Source organism: Rhizobium sp. Root708, assembly GCF_001429725.1.
Classification (GTDB): domain Bacteria; phylum Pseudomonadota; class Alphaproteobacteria; order Rhizobiales; family Rhizobiaceae; genus Rhizobium.
Genome location: NZ_LMHV01000005.1, coordinates 11,836 through 26,282 on the forward strand (window position 1 = coordinate 11,836; position 14,447 = coordinate 26,282).

The window sequence follows — 14,447 nt, forward strand, 5'->3', positions numbered from 1 at the left end:
ACGACATCCATCGACCTCTTGACGCGTCTCCATCTTTGAGAAATGCTAAGATGTCAGACCAATTTAAGAGTCTGGCTGCCTATAAAAATCTGGGGAACCATGAAGGCACCAATCAGCGACAGGCCGCTCATCCGGCCGCTTCCGGCAATGGATCGGGCACGTCAGGTGACCGATGCGCTGGCCGAGTATGTGCAGAGCGCGCAGCTGAAGGCAGGCGATCGGCTGCCGGCGGAGCGTGAGCTGATGGCGGCGCTGGTGGTTGGCCGTTCGACGATCCGGGAAGCGATCCGTCATTTCCAGGCCCTCGGCGTCATCGAAACGCGCAAGGGCAGCGGCACGTATCTGCTGAAGCCGGTTTCGAAGGCAACGATTCACATGCCGCTGTCGCTCGATACCGGTCATCTGCGCGACGTTCTTCTGCAAACTCTCGAGGTGCGTCGCGGGATTGAGTGCGAGGCCTGCATGGTCGCCGCGCGCAAGCGCACCGACAAGGATCTGATCCTGATCGAGCAGAATCTGAACGAGATGGAGCGTGTCCACATAGAGAAGGGCACCTCGGGTCCGGAGGATCTCGCCTTCCATCTGGCAATTTACGACGCTAGCCACAATCCGCTTTTCCGTCAGCTTCTCGAGCAGATGCGCGAGACCTTCTGGCAGTTCTGGGAGCATCCGTTCGAGCGCGAGGATTTCGCCCGCCGCTCCTTTCCCTTTCACCGCACGCTCTTCAACGCGATCGCCGCCCGGGATACCGAGGCCGCGCGGGAAGAGACACTAAAAATCCTCGAGGTTGTCGAGGAAGATATCAAGGAAATGTCGAAATGAATAACGGCGCCGACGCGTTCGATCTTGCCTCGCTCATCACCGCCCACGACGAAGGAAACTTCGCCGAAGCCGTCGTGCCGCCGATCTTCCAGACGTCGCTTTTCACCTTCTCCGATTATGACGATATGATTTCCTCCTACCGTGGCGAGAAGGTGCGGCCGATCTATACGCGCGGTCTAAACCCCACCGTTCGCATGTTCGAGGAAATGCTGGCAAAGCTCGAAGGTGCAGAAGATGCGCTCGGTTTTGCAAGCGGCATGGCGGCGATCTCCTCGTCCGTTCTATCCTTCGTCGAGCCTGGCGACCGGATTGTCGCGGTCAAGCATGTCTATCCCGATGCGTTCCGCCTGTTCGGCACGATCCTCAAGCGCATGAAGGTCGAAGTGACCTATGTCGACGGCCGCGATGAGGAGGCTGTCGCGAAGGCGCTGCCCGGCGCCAAAGTCTTCTACATGGAAAGCCCGACCAGTTGGGTGATGGAAGCCCACGACGTCGGCGCGCTCGCCGCACTTGCCAAGAAGCATGGCGTCGTCAGCATGATCGACAACAGCTGGGCGACCCCGTATTTCCAGCAGCCGATCTCGCTCGGCGTCGATATCGTCATCCATTCTGCCTCGAAATATCTCGGCGGCCATAGCGACGTCGTCGCCGGTGTCGTCGCCGGTTCGAAGGAGATGATTGCCCGCATCAAGGCGGAGGCCTATCCCTATCTCGGCGGCAAGCTTTCGCCGTTTGATGCATGGCTCTTGATCCGCGGCCTGCGCACATTGCCGATCCGCATGCGGGCGCATGAGGCTGCGGCGATGACGATCGCCAAGCGTCTGCAGGAGCTCGACGTGGTCGAGACCGTCTGCCATCCGGGCCTTGCCAACCGCCTGCCTGCAGGTCTGAACGGCACATCGGGCCTGTTCTCCTTCATATTCCGCGAGAGTGTCGATATTCGCGCCTTCGCCGATCACCTCAAGCTCTTCAAATTGGGAGTGAGCTGGGGTGGGCATGAAAGCCTGATCGTACCAGGCGAGGTCGTCCTTCAGCAGAAGGCTCAACCGAATTCCGCGCATACCTTCGGGATCCATGCGCGGTCCGTACGCCTCCACGTCGGTCTCGAAGGAACCGAAGCCTTGTGGAAGGACATCGAGGCGGCGTTGGCGGTCGCCTCTTAAGTTCACAACCTGAAAAACCTGAAAAGGGGGAGCAAGCATGAAAAGACTGATCACCGCCACTCTACTCGCCACGATGATGGCTGGTACGGCGCTCGCCGATACCACGCTGAAACTGGTCGAGGTCATCACCAGCCCCGAGCGCACCGAGACCTTGAAGTCGATCGTTGCGAAATTCGAGGCTGCAAATCCCGGCACCAAGGTCGACATCATCTCGCTGCCCTGGAACGAAGCGTTCCAGAAGTTCGCCACCATGGTTTCGGCGGGCGACACGCCAGACGTGATGGAAATGCCGGACACCTGGCTTTCCCTCTATGCCAACAACGGCATGCTCGAAAGCCTTGAGCCATACCTTGCCAAGTGGGAATACACCAAGGGCCTGACGCCGCGCGCGCTGGAACTTGGCCGCGACGTCAAGAACACCGCCTACATGCTGCCCTACGGCTTCTACTTGCGCGCCCTGTTCTACAACAAGAAGCTGTTCCAGGAAGCCGGCGTTGCCGAACCGCCGAAGACGCTCGACGATTTCGTCGCCGCCTCCGAGAAGGTTTCCAAGCTGCCTGGCAAGTCGGGCTACTGCCTGCGCGGCGGTCCGGGTGGCCTGAACGGCTGGGTGATGTTCGGCGCGACGATGGCCGGCTCCAACAAGTTCTTCAATGAAGACGGCACTTCGACCATGAACAGCGAAGGCTGGGCTAAGGGTCTCGAATGGGTCGTCGACCTTTACAAGAAGGGCCTGACCCCGAAGGACAGCGTCAACTGGGGCTTCAATGAAACTGTTGCCGGCTTCTATTCCGGCACCTGCGCCATGCTTGACCAGGATCCGGACGCTCTCATCGCTGTCGCCCAGCGCATGAAGCCCGAGGATTTCGGCGTTACCAAGATGCCGGTCGGCCCGAGCGGCAAGGGCTTCACCACGATCGGCTTTGCCGGCTGGTCGATGTTTACGACAAGCCAGAACAAGGACCTGTCCTGGAAGCTGATCGAGACGCTTGAATCGCCCGAGGGCAACATCGAGTGGAACAAGCGTACGGGCGCACTTCCGGTTCATACCTCGGCCGAGAAGGACCCCTTCTACGCCAGCGAACAGTTCAAGGGCTGGTTCGACGAACTGGCCGACAAGAACATCGTACCGACGGTGATGCCGACCTACCTTGAGGAATTCGCGTTCTTCAAGGATTCGCTGGCCATCAAGACGACGCAGCAGGCACTTCTCGGCGATATCACGCCGAAGGAACTGGCTGACCAGTGGGCAGACTATCTGACCAAGGCGCAGCAGAAGTTCCTCGCCAAAAAGTAATGGACCACCGGCGGCGGACTTGTCCGCCGCCTCCTTCACTGTCTTGCGACGGCGCAGATTGCGCCGAAGAACGGATTTTGCCTGATGACCCTCACTGCCGATACGCTGGAAAGGCGCCAGGATCGACGCCCTTGGCCAAAGCGCGTCGCCGATGCGTCCGAACCATACCTCTACAGCGCGCCCTCACTGATCCTGATCATTGCGGTGATGCTGGTGCCACTGGTTATCGGGGTGTCCTACGCGTTTCGCGATATCCAGCTGCTCAATCCGTTTTCGGGCGGCTTCATCGGGCTCGACCATTTTCGCGCACTTTCGAAGGACGCAGCCTTCTACGGCGCGCTGAAGAATACACTCTGGTGGACGGGCGCCTCCGTCCTGCTCCAGTTCGTCTTTGGCCTCATCCTGGCCCTTCTGCTTGACAAGCCGTTCTGGGGCAGGGGCATCGTGCAGGCTCTCGTCTTCCTGCCCTGGGCCGTCCCGTCCTTTCTTGCCGGTCTGAACTGGGCGTGGCTCTTCAATCCCGTGATCGGACCGATCCCGCACTGGCTGTTCGGGCTTGGCCTGATGAGCGAGCCCAACAACATCCTTTCCGATCCGCATTATGCGATGTGGGGCCCGATCATCGCCAACGTCTGGTGGGGCATCCCCTTCTTCGCGATCACGCTGCTTGCAGCCCTGCAGGCGATCCCGCGCGATCTCTACGAGGCTGCTTCCATCGACGGCGCCGGCTGGTTCCAGCGCTTCCGCTCAATCACCTTGCCGTTCCTCGCGCCGACCATTGCGATCACCGTGCTTTTGCGCACTGTCTGGGTGTCCAACTTCGCCGACCTGATCGTCGTCATGACCGGCGGCGGGCCGGCTGACCGGACCCAGATCGTCGCAAGCTACATCTTCACACAGGCTTTCAGGCGCCTGGACTTCGGTTACGCCTCGGCGATCGCGCTGGTGCTGCTGGTACTGCTGCTTGCCTATTCGATGCTGATCATCCTGCTGCGGCAGACCCTGCTGAACAAGGATTGATGCCATGAAGCGATCCCTCCTCCCCACCATCGCGCATCGCCTGGCCATTCTCTGCTACATCGTCTTCGCGCTGTTTCCGCTGTTCTGGCTTCTCAAGGTTTCGGTGACCCCGAACGACCTGCTCTATACCGAGGGTGTCCGCATGTGGCCATCGCGGACGACATGGGAACACTATACCTTCGTCATCCAGCACAGCGCCTTCCCGACGTTCTTCAAGAACAGCCTGATCGTCTCGGGCTCGACCGCGATCGTCGTGACGATCTGCGCCTCGCTATCCGGCTATGCGCTGTCGCGGTTCAATTTCCGGGCGAAATACTGGATCGTCGCGCTGATGCTTTTGACGCAAATGTTTCCGCTCGTCATGCTGGTCGCGCCGATCTTCAAAATCCTGACGCCGTTGCATCTGACGAACAGCCTCGCTGGCCTCGTTGTCGTCTACACTGCCTTCAACGTGCCCTTCGCGACCTTCCTGATGCAGTCGTTCTTCGACGGCATTCCGAAGGACCTCGAAGAGGCGGCAATGATCGATGGCGCAACGCAGTTTACCGCCTTCCGGCAGATCATCCTGCCGCTGACGCTGCCTGGTATCGCGGCAACGCTCGGCTTCGTCTTTACCGCAGCGTGGAGCGAACTGTTGTTCGCCCTCATGCTGATCAACGGCAACGACGCTGCGACCTTCCCGGTCGGGCTTCTGACCTTCGTTTCCAAATTCTCCGTGGATTTCGGGCAGATGATGGCGGCGGGTGTGCTCGCGCTCATCCCAGCCGGTCTCTTCTTCCTGCTCATCCAGCGTTATCTCGTCCAGGGCCTGACGGCCGGCGCGGTCAAGGGTTAATCACAATGGCATCGATCGATATCCAGAACGTCAAGAAGGCCTATGGCCCTGTCAAGGTGCTGCACGACGTCGACCTCCGGATCAAGGACGGCGAGTTCGTCGTACTCGTCGGCCCGTCCGGCTGCGGTAAGTCGACCTTGCTGCGCATGATCGCGGGCCTCGAGGACGTCACCGGCGGTGAAATCCGCATCGCCGGCAATCGCGTCAACGAGCTGCATCCGAAGGACCGTGACATCGCCATGGTGTTCCAGTCCTACGCGCTCTACCCGCACATGAATGTCGCCGGTAACATGAGCTACAGCCTGAAGCTTCGGAAAACCGCCAAGGAAAAGATCGCCAGTGCCGTCGGCGCCGCAGCATCCAAGCTCGGTCTCGATCCGCTGCTGGAGCGTCGGCCGAAGGCGCTTTCGGGTGGCCAGCGCCAGCGCGTCGCCATGGGCCGCGCCATCGTGCGTCAGCCGAAGGCCTTCCTGTTCGACGAGCCGCTGTCGAACCTCGACGCGCGCCTGCGCGAACAGATGCGGGCGGAAATCAAGAAGCTGCACTCCGATCTGAAGGCGACGTCGATCTACGTCACACACGACCAGATCGAGGCGATGACCCTGGCGGACCGGATTGTTGCCATGCATGGCGGCGTCGTGCAGCAGGTCGGCAGCCCGCTCGAACTCTACGACCGCCCGGCCAATCTCTTCGTCGCCGGCTTCATCGGCTCGCCGGGAATGAACTTCCTCGATGCGATCTATGCGGATGGCGGCATCAAGCTGAAGGATGGCACGATCGTACCGCTGGCAGCTCCACTATCGCTGGCAAACGGCGCCAAGGTCACGCTTGGAATCCGGCCGGAGCATGTCGTCATCGCGGATGCGGGGCAGGGGATCACCGCCGCTATCGAGCTGATCGAACCGACCGGCTTCGGTATCATCCTCCACCTGTCGCTTCACGGCCTGCCGTTCAAGATCTTCACGCAGAACCGCGAAGCGCTGGCGGCTGGCCCACATGTCAACGTCGTGTTTCCTGCCAAACATCTGCACGTCTTCGACGACACCGGAAATCGGGTCGACTAAGCCCGATTTCACGTCGGCGGACGGCAAAGGTTGGCCTAGCCCTGACTTGCAGCAACAGTAACCGGCACGCCTTTATACGAAGGTGTGCCGGAAAGCCGGTCGTAGTGCCGCAGCGACACGACGGCATTCATTTCGGGATAGTAGCCGGCAATCGATCCCCGTGGGATGTTGTACTCGACCGCCGTGAAGCGGCTGACGCGATGCGACGTGCCGTCAGAGCCGACGAGCCCGCGGATGTCGATCAGATCGCCATCCTTGAGGCCGCGGCCGGCAAGGTCGTCCCTGTTCATGAAGATCACGTCCCGTCGCCCGAAGACGCCGCGATACCGGTCGTCGAGGCCGTAGACGGTCGTATTGTACTGGTCGTGGCTGCGGATCGTGGTGAGGACAAGTGCCTCGGGATTGCGGATTAGCGGATCCTCATCCAGCCCGGGCGCAACCAAGAAATTTGCCTTGCCCTTTGGCGTGTTCCATCGGCGGTATGACGCCGCTACGTCAAGCCGGAAGCCGCCGCGGATGCGGACGCGCTTGTTGAACTCGTGAAAATCGGGAAACACCTCTTCGATCTTGTCCCGCACGCGATCGTAATTGCCGATGAGGCCATCCCAATCGATGCCGTAGCGATCACCAAGCGTTGCTTTCGCGATATTGGCGACGATCGCGGGCTCCGATTTCAGTTCATCGCTCGGCGGCTTCAGGAAACCTCTGGAGGCGTGGACCATCGACATGGAATCCTCGACGGTCACCGATTGCGGACCTGATACCTGCGTATCCAGGTCGGTACGTCCGAGACACGGCAGAATGAGCGAGGTTCGGGCGGTCAGGAGATGCGAGCGGTTGAGCTTGGTGGCGATGTGAACCGCAAGGTCAAGTTTCCGCATGCCGGGGAAGGTCGCTTCCGGATCGGACATTGCAACGGCGAGATTGCCGCCGAGGCAGATCAGCGCCTTGGACTCCCCGGCGATAATCGCCTCGATCGCCTCGACGGCATTGTGGCCCTTCTCGCCCGAGGGCCGAAAGCCGAATGCCCGCTCCATCCCGTCGAGAAGAGCCTTGTTCGGGATTTCGGTTATGCCGACGGTGCGATCGCCCTGCACATTGGAATGCCCGCGGATTGGGGCGATGCCGGCGCCCTGGCGGCCGAGATTGCCACGCAGCATCAGCAGATTGGCGATCTGCTGCACGTTGCCGGTGCCATTCGCGTGCTGCGTGATCCCCATGCCGTAGCAGATGATCACGTTCTTTGCGGTCAGATAGACGCTGGCAGCACTCTCGATCGCTTCCCTGGATAGCCCGCCGACGGTGACGATCTGGTCCCAGCTTGTGGCCTCAACGTCGGCGCACACAGCTTCCAGTCCGTTGGTATGCTCCTCGATAAAGGCGCGGTCCAGCAGGCCTGGACCTCCATGTTTCAGATCAACTGCGTCTCGCTCGAAGATCGCTTTCATCATGCCTTTGAGAACGGCAAGATCGCCGCCTGTCCGAACCTGGTGATAGGCCGAGGCGATCGGCGTCGACGACAACGTCGCCATCTCGATCGGATCCTGCGGCGCTGCGAAGCGCTCCAGTGCCCGCTCCTTCAGCGGGTTGAAGACGACGATCGGGACGCCGCGGCGTGAGGCATTGTGGAGCGTCGTCATCATGCGTGGGTGATTGGTGCCCGGATTATGACCGAAGCTGAAAATGGCGTCGGCGAAATCGAAATCCTCGAGTGTCACCGTGCCCTTGCCGACGCCGATCGACATTGGAAGGCCCACGCTTGTCGCCTCGTGGCACATGTTGGAACAGTCGGGAAAGTTGTTGGTGCCGAAGGCGCGGACGAAAAGTTGGTAGAGAAACGCAGCCTCGTTGGAGGCGCGTCCGGACGTATAGAACTCGGCCTTGTTCGGATCGTCGAGCTTGTTCAGCTCCTCGCCGATCAGCTTGAACGCTGCCTCCCATTCGATCGGCTCGTAGCGATCCCGATCCTTGTTGTAGTGAAGCGGCATCGTCAGCCGTCCGGCGTCTTCCAACTGGTGGTCGCTCCAGGTCCAGAGTTCGGAGACGGTGTTGTTTTCGAAGAGTTCCGGTCCCGATCGCTTGGCCGTGGATTCCCAGGTGATCGCCTTCGCGCCATTCTCGCAAAACTCGAACGACGACGTATGCTTGGGGTCCGGCCACGCGCAGCCGGGGCAGTCGAAGCCCTCGGGCTGGTTGGCTTTCAGCAATGTCATGGTACCTTGCGCAACCACTTGCTGATGCGCCAGCGTCTTGGCGACGGCCTTGAGTGCACCCCAGCCACCGGCGGGCTGGTCATACTGTTCGATACCTTCGGGTCGCTGATCCTTCATGTCCGAACTCCTTCGTGCTGCATGGCCAAAACGGCGGCAGGTAATTGATGTGCCTATCAGTCAAGCGAGATTAGCAACGGCGTCGAGCCGCGCCCATTATACAGAAGCATAGGGTGTTGCCGCGCGTTCGCCAGGGACGCGGACGTGAGAGAGACGCATGCCATGCCCGCGCAGGTCGCGGTAACGTTCCGGCGATTGGGGTTTGATGAAAAGCGCCAGGATTTGCGGGTGACGGCGGCGCAGATCATCCTCTACGTTTGCGATCGCCTGCTCGACACCAGCTTTCGACAACTCTTCGGTAAACCAGACGCTGAGCGCAACGATCAGCTGCTCGGGCGCGAGGTGCGCACTGATAACGCCGTTCACGGCCTGGACGGTCGGATTTCTCTTCGTGTCCTCGATGATCTCGGCAACCACGGAAGGATCGGCGGGCACGCCGATGAGCAATGATTTGCTCTGTGCCGCCAGCTTGAAGGCGGTGACCGCCAGGATCCCGGCGATCGCCAGCGATGCCAGACCGTCAAAACGTGGGTCTCCCGTCCACCATGAGGCAAGGAGCCCGCCTGATGTCACCAATATTCCCGCGACCGAAGCGACGCCGCCGAACAAAATGGTGGAAGCTGTCGGATCGCGCCGGCGCCGCAGAAACTGGAGCAGGCTGTCGTGGCCGCGTCCAACGCCAGTGCGACGCACCGCCGCCCACAGCGCCACTCCGTCAAGGATCGCGGAGCAGGCGAGCACGATGTAGTTGATCGTCTCACCGGAAATTGGCTTTGGCTGGGCGATCTGATGCAGGCCATCGAGAAGAGCGATGCCGGCCCCGAACGCAAAAATCAGAACGGCGACGACGAAGTTCCAGAAATAGACTTCGCGGCCGTATCCCAATTGGTGCTCGGGGTTCGCCTTTCTGCCTGATGCAATCAGGCCGTAGAGCAGAATGATCTCGGTTCCCGCGTCGACCAGCGAATGGACGCCCTCGCTCGACATTGCGGTGCTGCCCGATGCGTAAGCCGCGACGAACTTTATCGAAGCAAGGACGAGGTCGGCCAGCAGGCTGATGGCAACGGTTCCAAGACCGCTTCGCGTCGCCGTGGTCGGCCACGAAAGGTTGGTTACGTTTCCATGCATCTGCCCGTTCCTCTCGTGCCTTTCAAAAAAGAAGGGCCGTCTCCGGGGCGGACGGAGACGGCCATGGCGGATCTTGGGAGGATCCGCGGCTTCGGCGGAGGGGGAGGGACGCCGAAGATCGGTAGCTGGGAGGCTGCTACCCGCCTCATCGAGGGGTGAGGCGATGGGGTAGAAGGTAGACGGATCGGGCGGGCGGCGGAACTGAACTTAGGTATGGGTCGAGCCAACCTCCGGCATAGTTCGCTCGTCTATGCCGCGGCGGATCGTCGGGACCGCGTTCTGTAAAGCCGTTGCTTAGACGGCTGTCTTTCCCGAGGACTGAAAGCTGCCGCACGCCGAATGTGCGGTTTCGCCTATACCCACGGATAGATGTTTTTCGAGAGGGGCAAGCCTAGAAGGATATTCGATCCCGGCACAGGCAAAGCCACATCGGTTTGCTACGGCGCCCGAAGGATCGGCACCTTGTTCCCATGGACGGAGACGATCATGCTGATGAACAGAAGAACCTTTTCCACCGCCCTTGTGGCCGGCGCGGCAGCATCCCTGCTCGTCAAATCCGAAGCGATCGCCAAGACAATCACTCCCAATGTTCGAAACGTCGTCTTCGTGCACGGATTGTTTGCCGACGGATCTTGCTGGTCGAAGGTGATCGGTCGCCTCCAGGCGCAGGGGCTGAATTGCACTTCGGTGCAAAATCCGCTCACCTCCCTTCCTGATACGCTGGATGCCGCGCGGCGCGTCCTTGATCGCCAGGACGGCCCGACGGTGCTGGTTGGCCATTCCTTCTCCGGCGTCGTCGTCTCGGACGTAGGTGTGCACCCGGCGGTGTCGTCTCTCGTCTACATCGCGGCGCGCGCCCCCGATGCAGGCGAAGACTACACGGCACTCGCAAGAGAGTATCCGACGCCTCCGGCCAGCGCAGGCATTGTCTTCGACGACGACGAGGGCAGACTTTCCGAGCAGGCGTTCCTGCACGATTTTGCCGGTGATCTGCCGGAAGCTGAGGCGAAAGTGCTCTACGCGGTGCAGCAGCCATTCCACAAAGCGCTTCTTTCAGGTGTAACCGCCAATGCCGCCTGGCATTCGAAGCCAAGCTACTATGCGGTCTCGGCAGAAGACCGGACGATCAATCCCGACCTCCAGCGGTTCATGGCCAAACGCATGAACGCAACCACGATCGAGCTCAAGGCGAGCCATTTGTCGCTGGTTTCACAGCCGGACGCGGTCTCGCAACTCATTCTGAAAGCCGCCGGCGCCTAGCATGCTTGAGCCGACGTAACTGGCAGGACCGCTTGTCGCATCCAAGGACGACGAGCGGACCTGCAGGTGACCAGATGTCACGTCGATACCTTGAGATAGCTTGGTTTATATCCCAGAATGCCTATCCTGGCGGACAATGCGGGGAACTCTTATGCTGAACGATGCCGTTGTCTCGTCGATCCCGTTTGAAGCGCCGGTTGGTCAGCAGACTTTGATCGACCCGTTCAAGCGGGCCGTAACCTATCTGCGCGTCTCCGTCACCGACCGCTGCGACTTCCGCTGCACCTACTGCATGGCCGAGCACATGACCNTGATCGACCCGTTCAAGCGGGCCGTAACCTATCTGCGCGTCTCCGTCACCGACCGCTGCGACTTCCGCTGCACCTACTGCATGGCCGAGCACATGACCTTCCTGCCGAAGCAGGAGCTGCTGACGCTCGAGGAGCTGCACCGGCTCTGTTCCGCCTTCATCGCCAAGGGCGTCCGCAAGCTGCGGCTGACCGGTGGCGAACCGCTGGTGCGCAAGAACATCATGTATCTGGTGCGCGAACTCGGCAAGCAGATCGGCTCCGGCCTCGACGAGCTGACGCTGACCACCAACGGCTCGCAGCTTTCCCGCTTCGCCGACGAGCTCTACGCCGCAGGTGTCCGCCGCATCAACGTCTCGCTGGATACGCTCGATCCCGACAAGTTNACCAACGGCTCGCAGCTTTCCCGCTTCGCCGACGAGCTCTACGCCGCAGGTGTCCGCCGCATCAACGTCTCGCTGGATACGCTCGATCCCGACAAGTTCCGCCAAATCACCCGCTGGGGCGACTTCAACAAAGTGATGGAAGGCATCGATGCCGCTCAGAAGGCTGGCCTGAAGATCAAGCTGAACGCGGTGGCGCTGAAGGATTTCAACGATAGCGAGATGCCGGAAATGATCCGCTTCGCGCATGCCCGCGGCATGGACCTGACCGTCATCGAAACGATGCCGATGGGCGAGATCGAGGAAGACCGGACCGACCGCTACCTGCCGCTGTCGAAGCTCAGGGCCGATCTCGAACAGCAGTTCACCTTCTCGGACATCGGCTATCGCACTGGCGGTCCGGCCCGCTATGTCGAGGTCAAGGAGACCGGCGGCCGGCTCGGTTTCATCACGCCGATGACCCATAATTTCTGCGAGAGCTGCAACCGCGTGCGGCTGACCTGCACCGGCACGCTCTACATGTGCCTCGGCCAGAACGATGCAGCCGATCTTCGCGCCGCCGTCCGCGCTACCCCTGATGATGGGCTTCTCTATGCGGCGATCGACGAGGCGATCTCGCGCAAGCCGAAGGGCCACGACTTCATCATCGACCGCACCCACAACCGCCCGGCCGTCGCCCGCCATATGAGCGTCACCGGCGGGTAATGAAAGGAAAGGCCATGACCGAAGAACGCCCACCATTCCCTCCCTATACGATGGAGACCGCGGCCCAGAAGGTCCGTGCCGCCGAGGATGCCTGGAACAGTTGCGATCCACACAGGGTGTCGCTCGCCTACACGGCCGACAGCCAATGGAGAAACCGCGCTGAGTTCGTCAACGGCCGCGACGCCATCGTCGCCTTCCTGAGCCGAAAATGGGCACGGGAGCTCGAATACCGGCTGATAAAGGAGCTGTGGGCGGTGCATGAAAGCCGGATCGGCGTGCGTTTTGCCTATGAGTGGCATGACGATTCCGGCAACTGGTTCCGGTCATACGGAAACGAGAACTGGGAATTCGCGCCAAGCGGCCTGATGCAGCGCCGCTACGCCTGCATCAACGATTTGCCGATAAAGGAGCAGGATCGCAAGTGCCGGTGGGATCGCGGCGCACCCCGGCCAACAGACCACCCCGGCCTTTCGCAACTCGGACTTTAACGGAAATCCGCGTTCATTCAGCAACCATGTGCGGCGCTCGAGCGGGCGGCGCGGCACTATGGCTGCGTATTTCCCAGAGGCGCTGTACCAGAATCCCTCGCGATCTAACCCTACGTATCTCGCGATCTAACCCTACGTATAGTGTCTGCGACCGCGCAATCCTCCTACACTTCCTTCAAATCGAAGTAACGGAGATGGTGATGATTGATGCAGATCTCATGCACTCAGGCGCGCATCAGGCCGCGACCCGGCGAACGACTGCGCTGATCGTCGATCCGGAAATAGGTTCGGCTTCGCCGCTCGTTCAGCGCCTTATCGAGGAAGGGCTGCATGTCTGCCTTGCCGATAGTGCTGATGCGGCGAAGCGACATCTTCGCGAGCGCCCAATCTCCTTTGCCGTCGTGGAACTCGTCCTTGATGATGGTGATGGCGTCGAAATCGTGGACGCTATTGCCAACAGTAGCCCGGGCTGCCGGACCCTCGTTCACAGCCGGTTCTGCAATCTTTCCAATGCGGTGTCCGCCATCAAGGCTGGCGCAAGCGACGTTCTCCCGAAGCCGACGGAAACGGACTTTCTCGTTGCTCTGCTGCTGGATAATGCCAGCGTAGAGCCGCGCTTCCTGTCGTCTTTCCCCGCGCCCAACAGCGTGCGCCAGGAGCACATCAGGGACGTCTACATGGCGTGCGGCGCCAACGTGGCGCGGGCGGCACGGCAGCTGTCCATGCACCGCAGAACACTACAGCGCCTGCTCAAACGCTCCCCGATGCTGTGAAGGTCGCAACGATGCAACCATCGCGCCCGCTTTCGGCTCTCGCCCGTCGGCTGTCCTTTCGGGACGGCCGGTTCTCCACAGATCCCCGCATCGTGCCGGAGGAGGTGCCGGTTGCGATCTCCTATGCCGGATCCTCACATGCAGTCATGATGGCAACGCCCGGTGATCTCGAGGATTTCGCCGTCGGGTTCAGTCTCACGGAAGGCATCATTGCCTCGCAGGATGAAATCGCGGAGATCGAGGTCGTCGAGACCGGCATCGGTATCGACATCCAGATATCACTCAACGAGGATGTCACGCAGGCGCTGCGCGTTCGCAAGCGCAGCATGGCGGGACCAGTCGGCTGCGGCCTCTGTGGCATCGAATCCATCGAACAGGCCGTGCGAAAGATACCCCTCGTGTCGAACACGGGTCTCGCCCTGACTGCGGAAGACCTGCCTTACGCGGTATCACTGCTGAACCGCTCTCAGCCGCTGCATCGCGAAACACGCGCAGTCCATGGTGCAGGCTTCTATATCCCGGGTCAGGGGCTCGTCGCGACACGCGAGGATGTCGGTCGGCACAACGCTCTCGACAAGTTGTGTGGTGCCGTCGCGCATGCCGGCGGAAACGGAGCGAAGGGCGCCGTCGTGGTCACGAGCCGAATTTCGGTCGAGATGGTGCAGAAGACGGCAATTCTCGGGAGCCCAGTGCTGATCGCGATCTCCGCGCCGACTGCGCTGGCAATCCGCACGGCGGAGGAGGCTGGCATGACCCTCGTCGGTCTCGTTCGCGGCAACGATTATGAGATATTCACCGGTGAGAGCAGGATCTCGTTTCCTGCAACGATCGGACAGCTGCACCATTTCGGCTGATGCGCCGCGGGTGCTTG

At 60.9% G+C, this 14,447-nt stretch carries 12 protein-coding genes and 3 pseudogenes; 13 read left to right on the forward strand and 2 right to left on the reverse strand.

Annotated features, from left to right (window positions below; genetic code table 11):
* Nucleotides 1-99 precede the first annotated feature (99 nt).
* The 6 genes from ASE04_RS05415 (at nt 100) to ASE04_RS05440 (ending at nt 6,201) form a co-directional block, all read left to right on the forward strand.
* Entirely contained in the window at nt 100-822 is a 723-nt protein-coding gene (locus ASE04_RS05415) for a FadR/GntR family transcriptional regulator (RefSeq protein WP_056813205.1), read from the forward strand.
* The gene (locus ASE04_RS05420; protein ID WP_056813208.1) at nt 819-1,985 is read left to right on the forward strand and encodes a PLP-dependent transferase; all 1,167 of its coding nucleotides are present in this window, start codon (nt 819-821) and stop codon (nt 1,983-1,985) included. Before ASE04_RS05415 ends, ASE04_RS05420 begins: the two co-directional genes overlap by 4 nt.
* A 37-nt stretch (nt 1,986-2,022) precedes the next feature.
* A complete protein-coding gene (locus ASE04_RS05425) occupies nt 2,023-3,282 on the forward strand; it encodes an ABC transporter substrate-binding protein (RefSeq protein WP_056813211.1) in 1,260 nt (419 codons plus the stop codon).
* A gap of 84 nt (nt 3,283-3,366) precedes the next feature.
* The gene (locus ASE04_RS05430) at nt 3,367-4,302 is read left to right on the forward strand and encodes a carbohydrate ABC transporter permease (protein WP_056813213.1); all 936 of its coding nucleotides are present in this window, start codon (nt 3,367-3,369) and stop codon (nt 4,300-4,302) included.
* Between the two features lie 4 nt (nt 4,303-4,306).
* Nucleotides 4,307-5,137 carry a carbohydrate ABC transporter permease gene (locus ASE04_RS05435; RefSeq protein ID WP_056813216.1) on the forward strand — a complete coding sequence of 277 codons (831 nt, stop codon included), beginning with the start codon at nt 4,307-4,309 and terminating at the stop codon, nt 5,135-5,137.
* Between the two features lie 5 nt (nt 5,138-5,142).
* On the forward strand, nt 5,143-6,201 hold the full coding sequence (locus ASE04_RS05440; RefSeq protein WP_056813219.1) for an ABC transporter ATP-binding protein: 1,059 nt from the start codon (nt 5,143-5,145) through the stop codon (nt 6,199-6,201).
* Between the two features lie 35 nt (nt 6,202-6,236).
* Here the strand turns inward: ASE04_RS05440 and ASE04_RS05445 are convergent, their stop codons facing one another.
* Together ASE04_RS05445 and ASE04_RS05450 are read right to left on the reverse strand one after the other, a co-directional pair.
* Nucleotides 6,237-8,531, reverse strand: a complete 2,295-nt coding sequence (locus ASE04_RS05445; protein ID WP_056813223.1) for an FdhF/YdeP family oxidoreductase — start codon at nt 8,529-8,531, stop codon at nt 6,237-6,239.
* A gap of 96 nt (nt 8,532-8,627) precedes the next feature.
* Complete coding sequence (locus ASE04_RS05450) at nt 8,628-9,659, reverse strand: cation diffusion facilitator family transporter (RefSeq protein ID WP_056813226.1); 1,032 nt, start codon at nt 9,657-9,659, stop codon at nt 8,628-8,630.
* A 486-nt stretch (nt 9,660-10,145) separates the two neighbouring features.
* On the opposite strand from ASE04_RS05450, the gene ASE04_RS05455 reads away from it, so the two are divergent.
* The 7 genes and pseudogenes from ASE04_RS05455 to fdhD all read left to right on the forward strand — a co-directional run bounded on the left by ASE04_RS05455 (nt 10,146) and on the right by fdhD (nt 14,430).
* Complete coding sequence (locus ASE04_RS05455; RefSeq protein ID WP_056813229.1) at nt 10,146-10,919, forward strand: alpha/beta fold hydrolase; 774 nt, start codon at nt 10,146-10,148, stop codon at nt 10,917-10,919.
* 151 nt (nt 10,920-11,070) lie between these two features.
* Nucleotides 11,071-11,229, forward strand: a pseudogene (locus ASE04_RS32145) (GTP 3',8-cyclase MoaA); the annotation flags it as partial.
* A gap of 1 nt (nt 11,230) precedes the next feature.
* Nucleotides 11,231-11,612, forward strand: a pseudogene (locus ASE04_RS31435) (radical SAM protein); the annotation flags it as partial.
* A gap of 1 nt (nt 11,613) precedes the next feature.
* Nucleotides 11,614-12,315 (forward strand): annotated as a pseudogene (locus ASE04_RS31440) (GTP 3',8-cyclase MoaA); the annotation flags it as partial.
* Nucleotides 12,316-12,329: 14 nt separating this feature from the next.
* On the forward strand, nt 12,330-12,803 hold the full coding sequence (locus ASE04_RS05465) for a nuclear transport factor 2 family protein (protein ID WP_056813232.1): 474 nt from the start codon (nt 12,330-12,332) through the stop codon (nt 12,801-12,803).
* Nucleotides 12,804-13,003: 200 nt separating this feature from the next.
* Nucleotides 13,004-13,576, forward strand: a complete 573-nt coding sequence (locus ASE04_RS05470; protein ID WP_056813235.1) for a response regulator transcription factor — start codon at nt 13,004-13,006, stop codon at nt 13,574-13,576.
* A gap of 11 nt (nt 13,577-13,587) precedes the next feature.
* On the forward strand, nt 13,588-14,430 hold the full coding sequence (gene fdhD / locus ASE04_RS05475) for a formate dehydrogenase accessory sulfurtransferase FdhD (protein ID WP_056813635.1): 843 nt from the start codon (nt 13,588-13,590) through the stop codon (nt 14,428-14,430).
* The last annotated feature ends 17 nt before the right edge of the window (nt 14,431-14,447 follow it).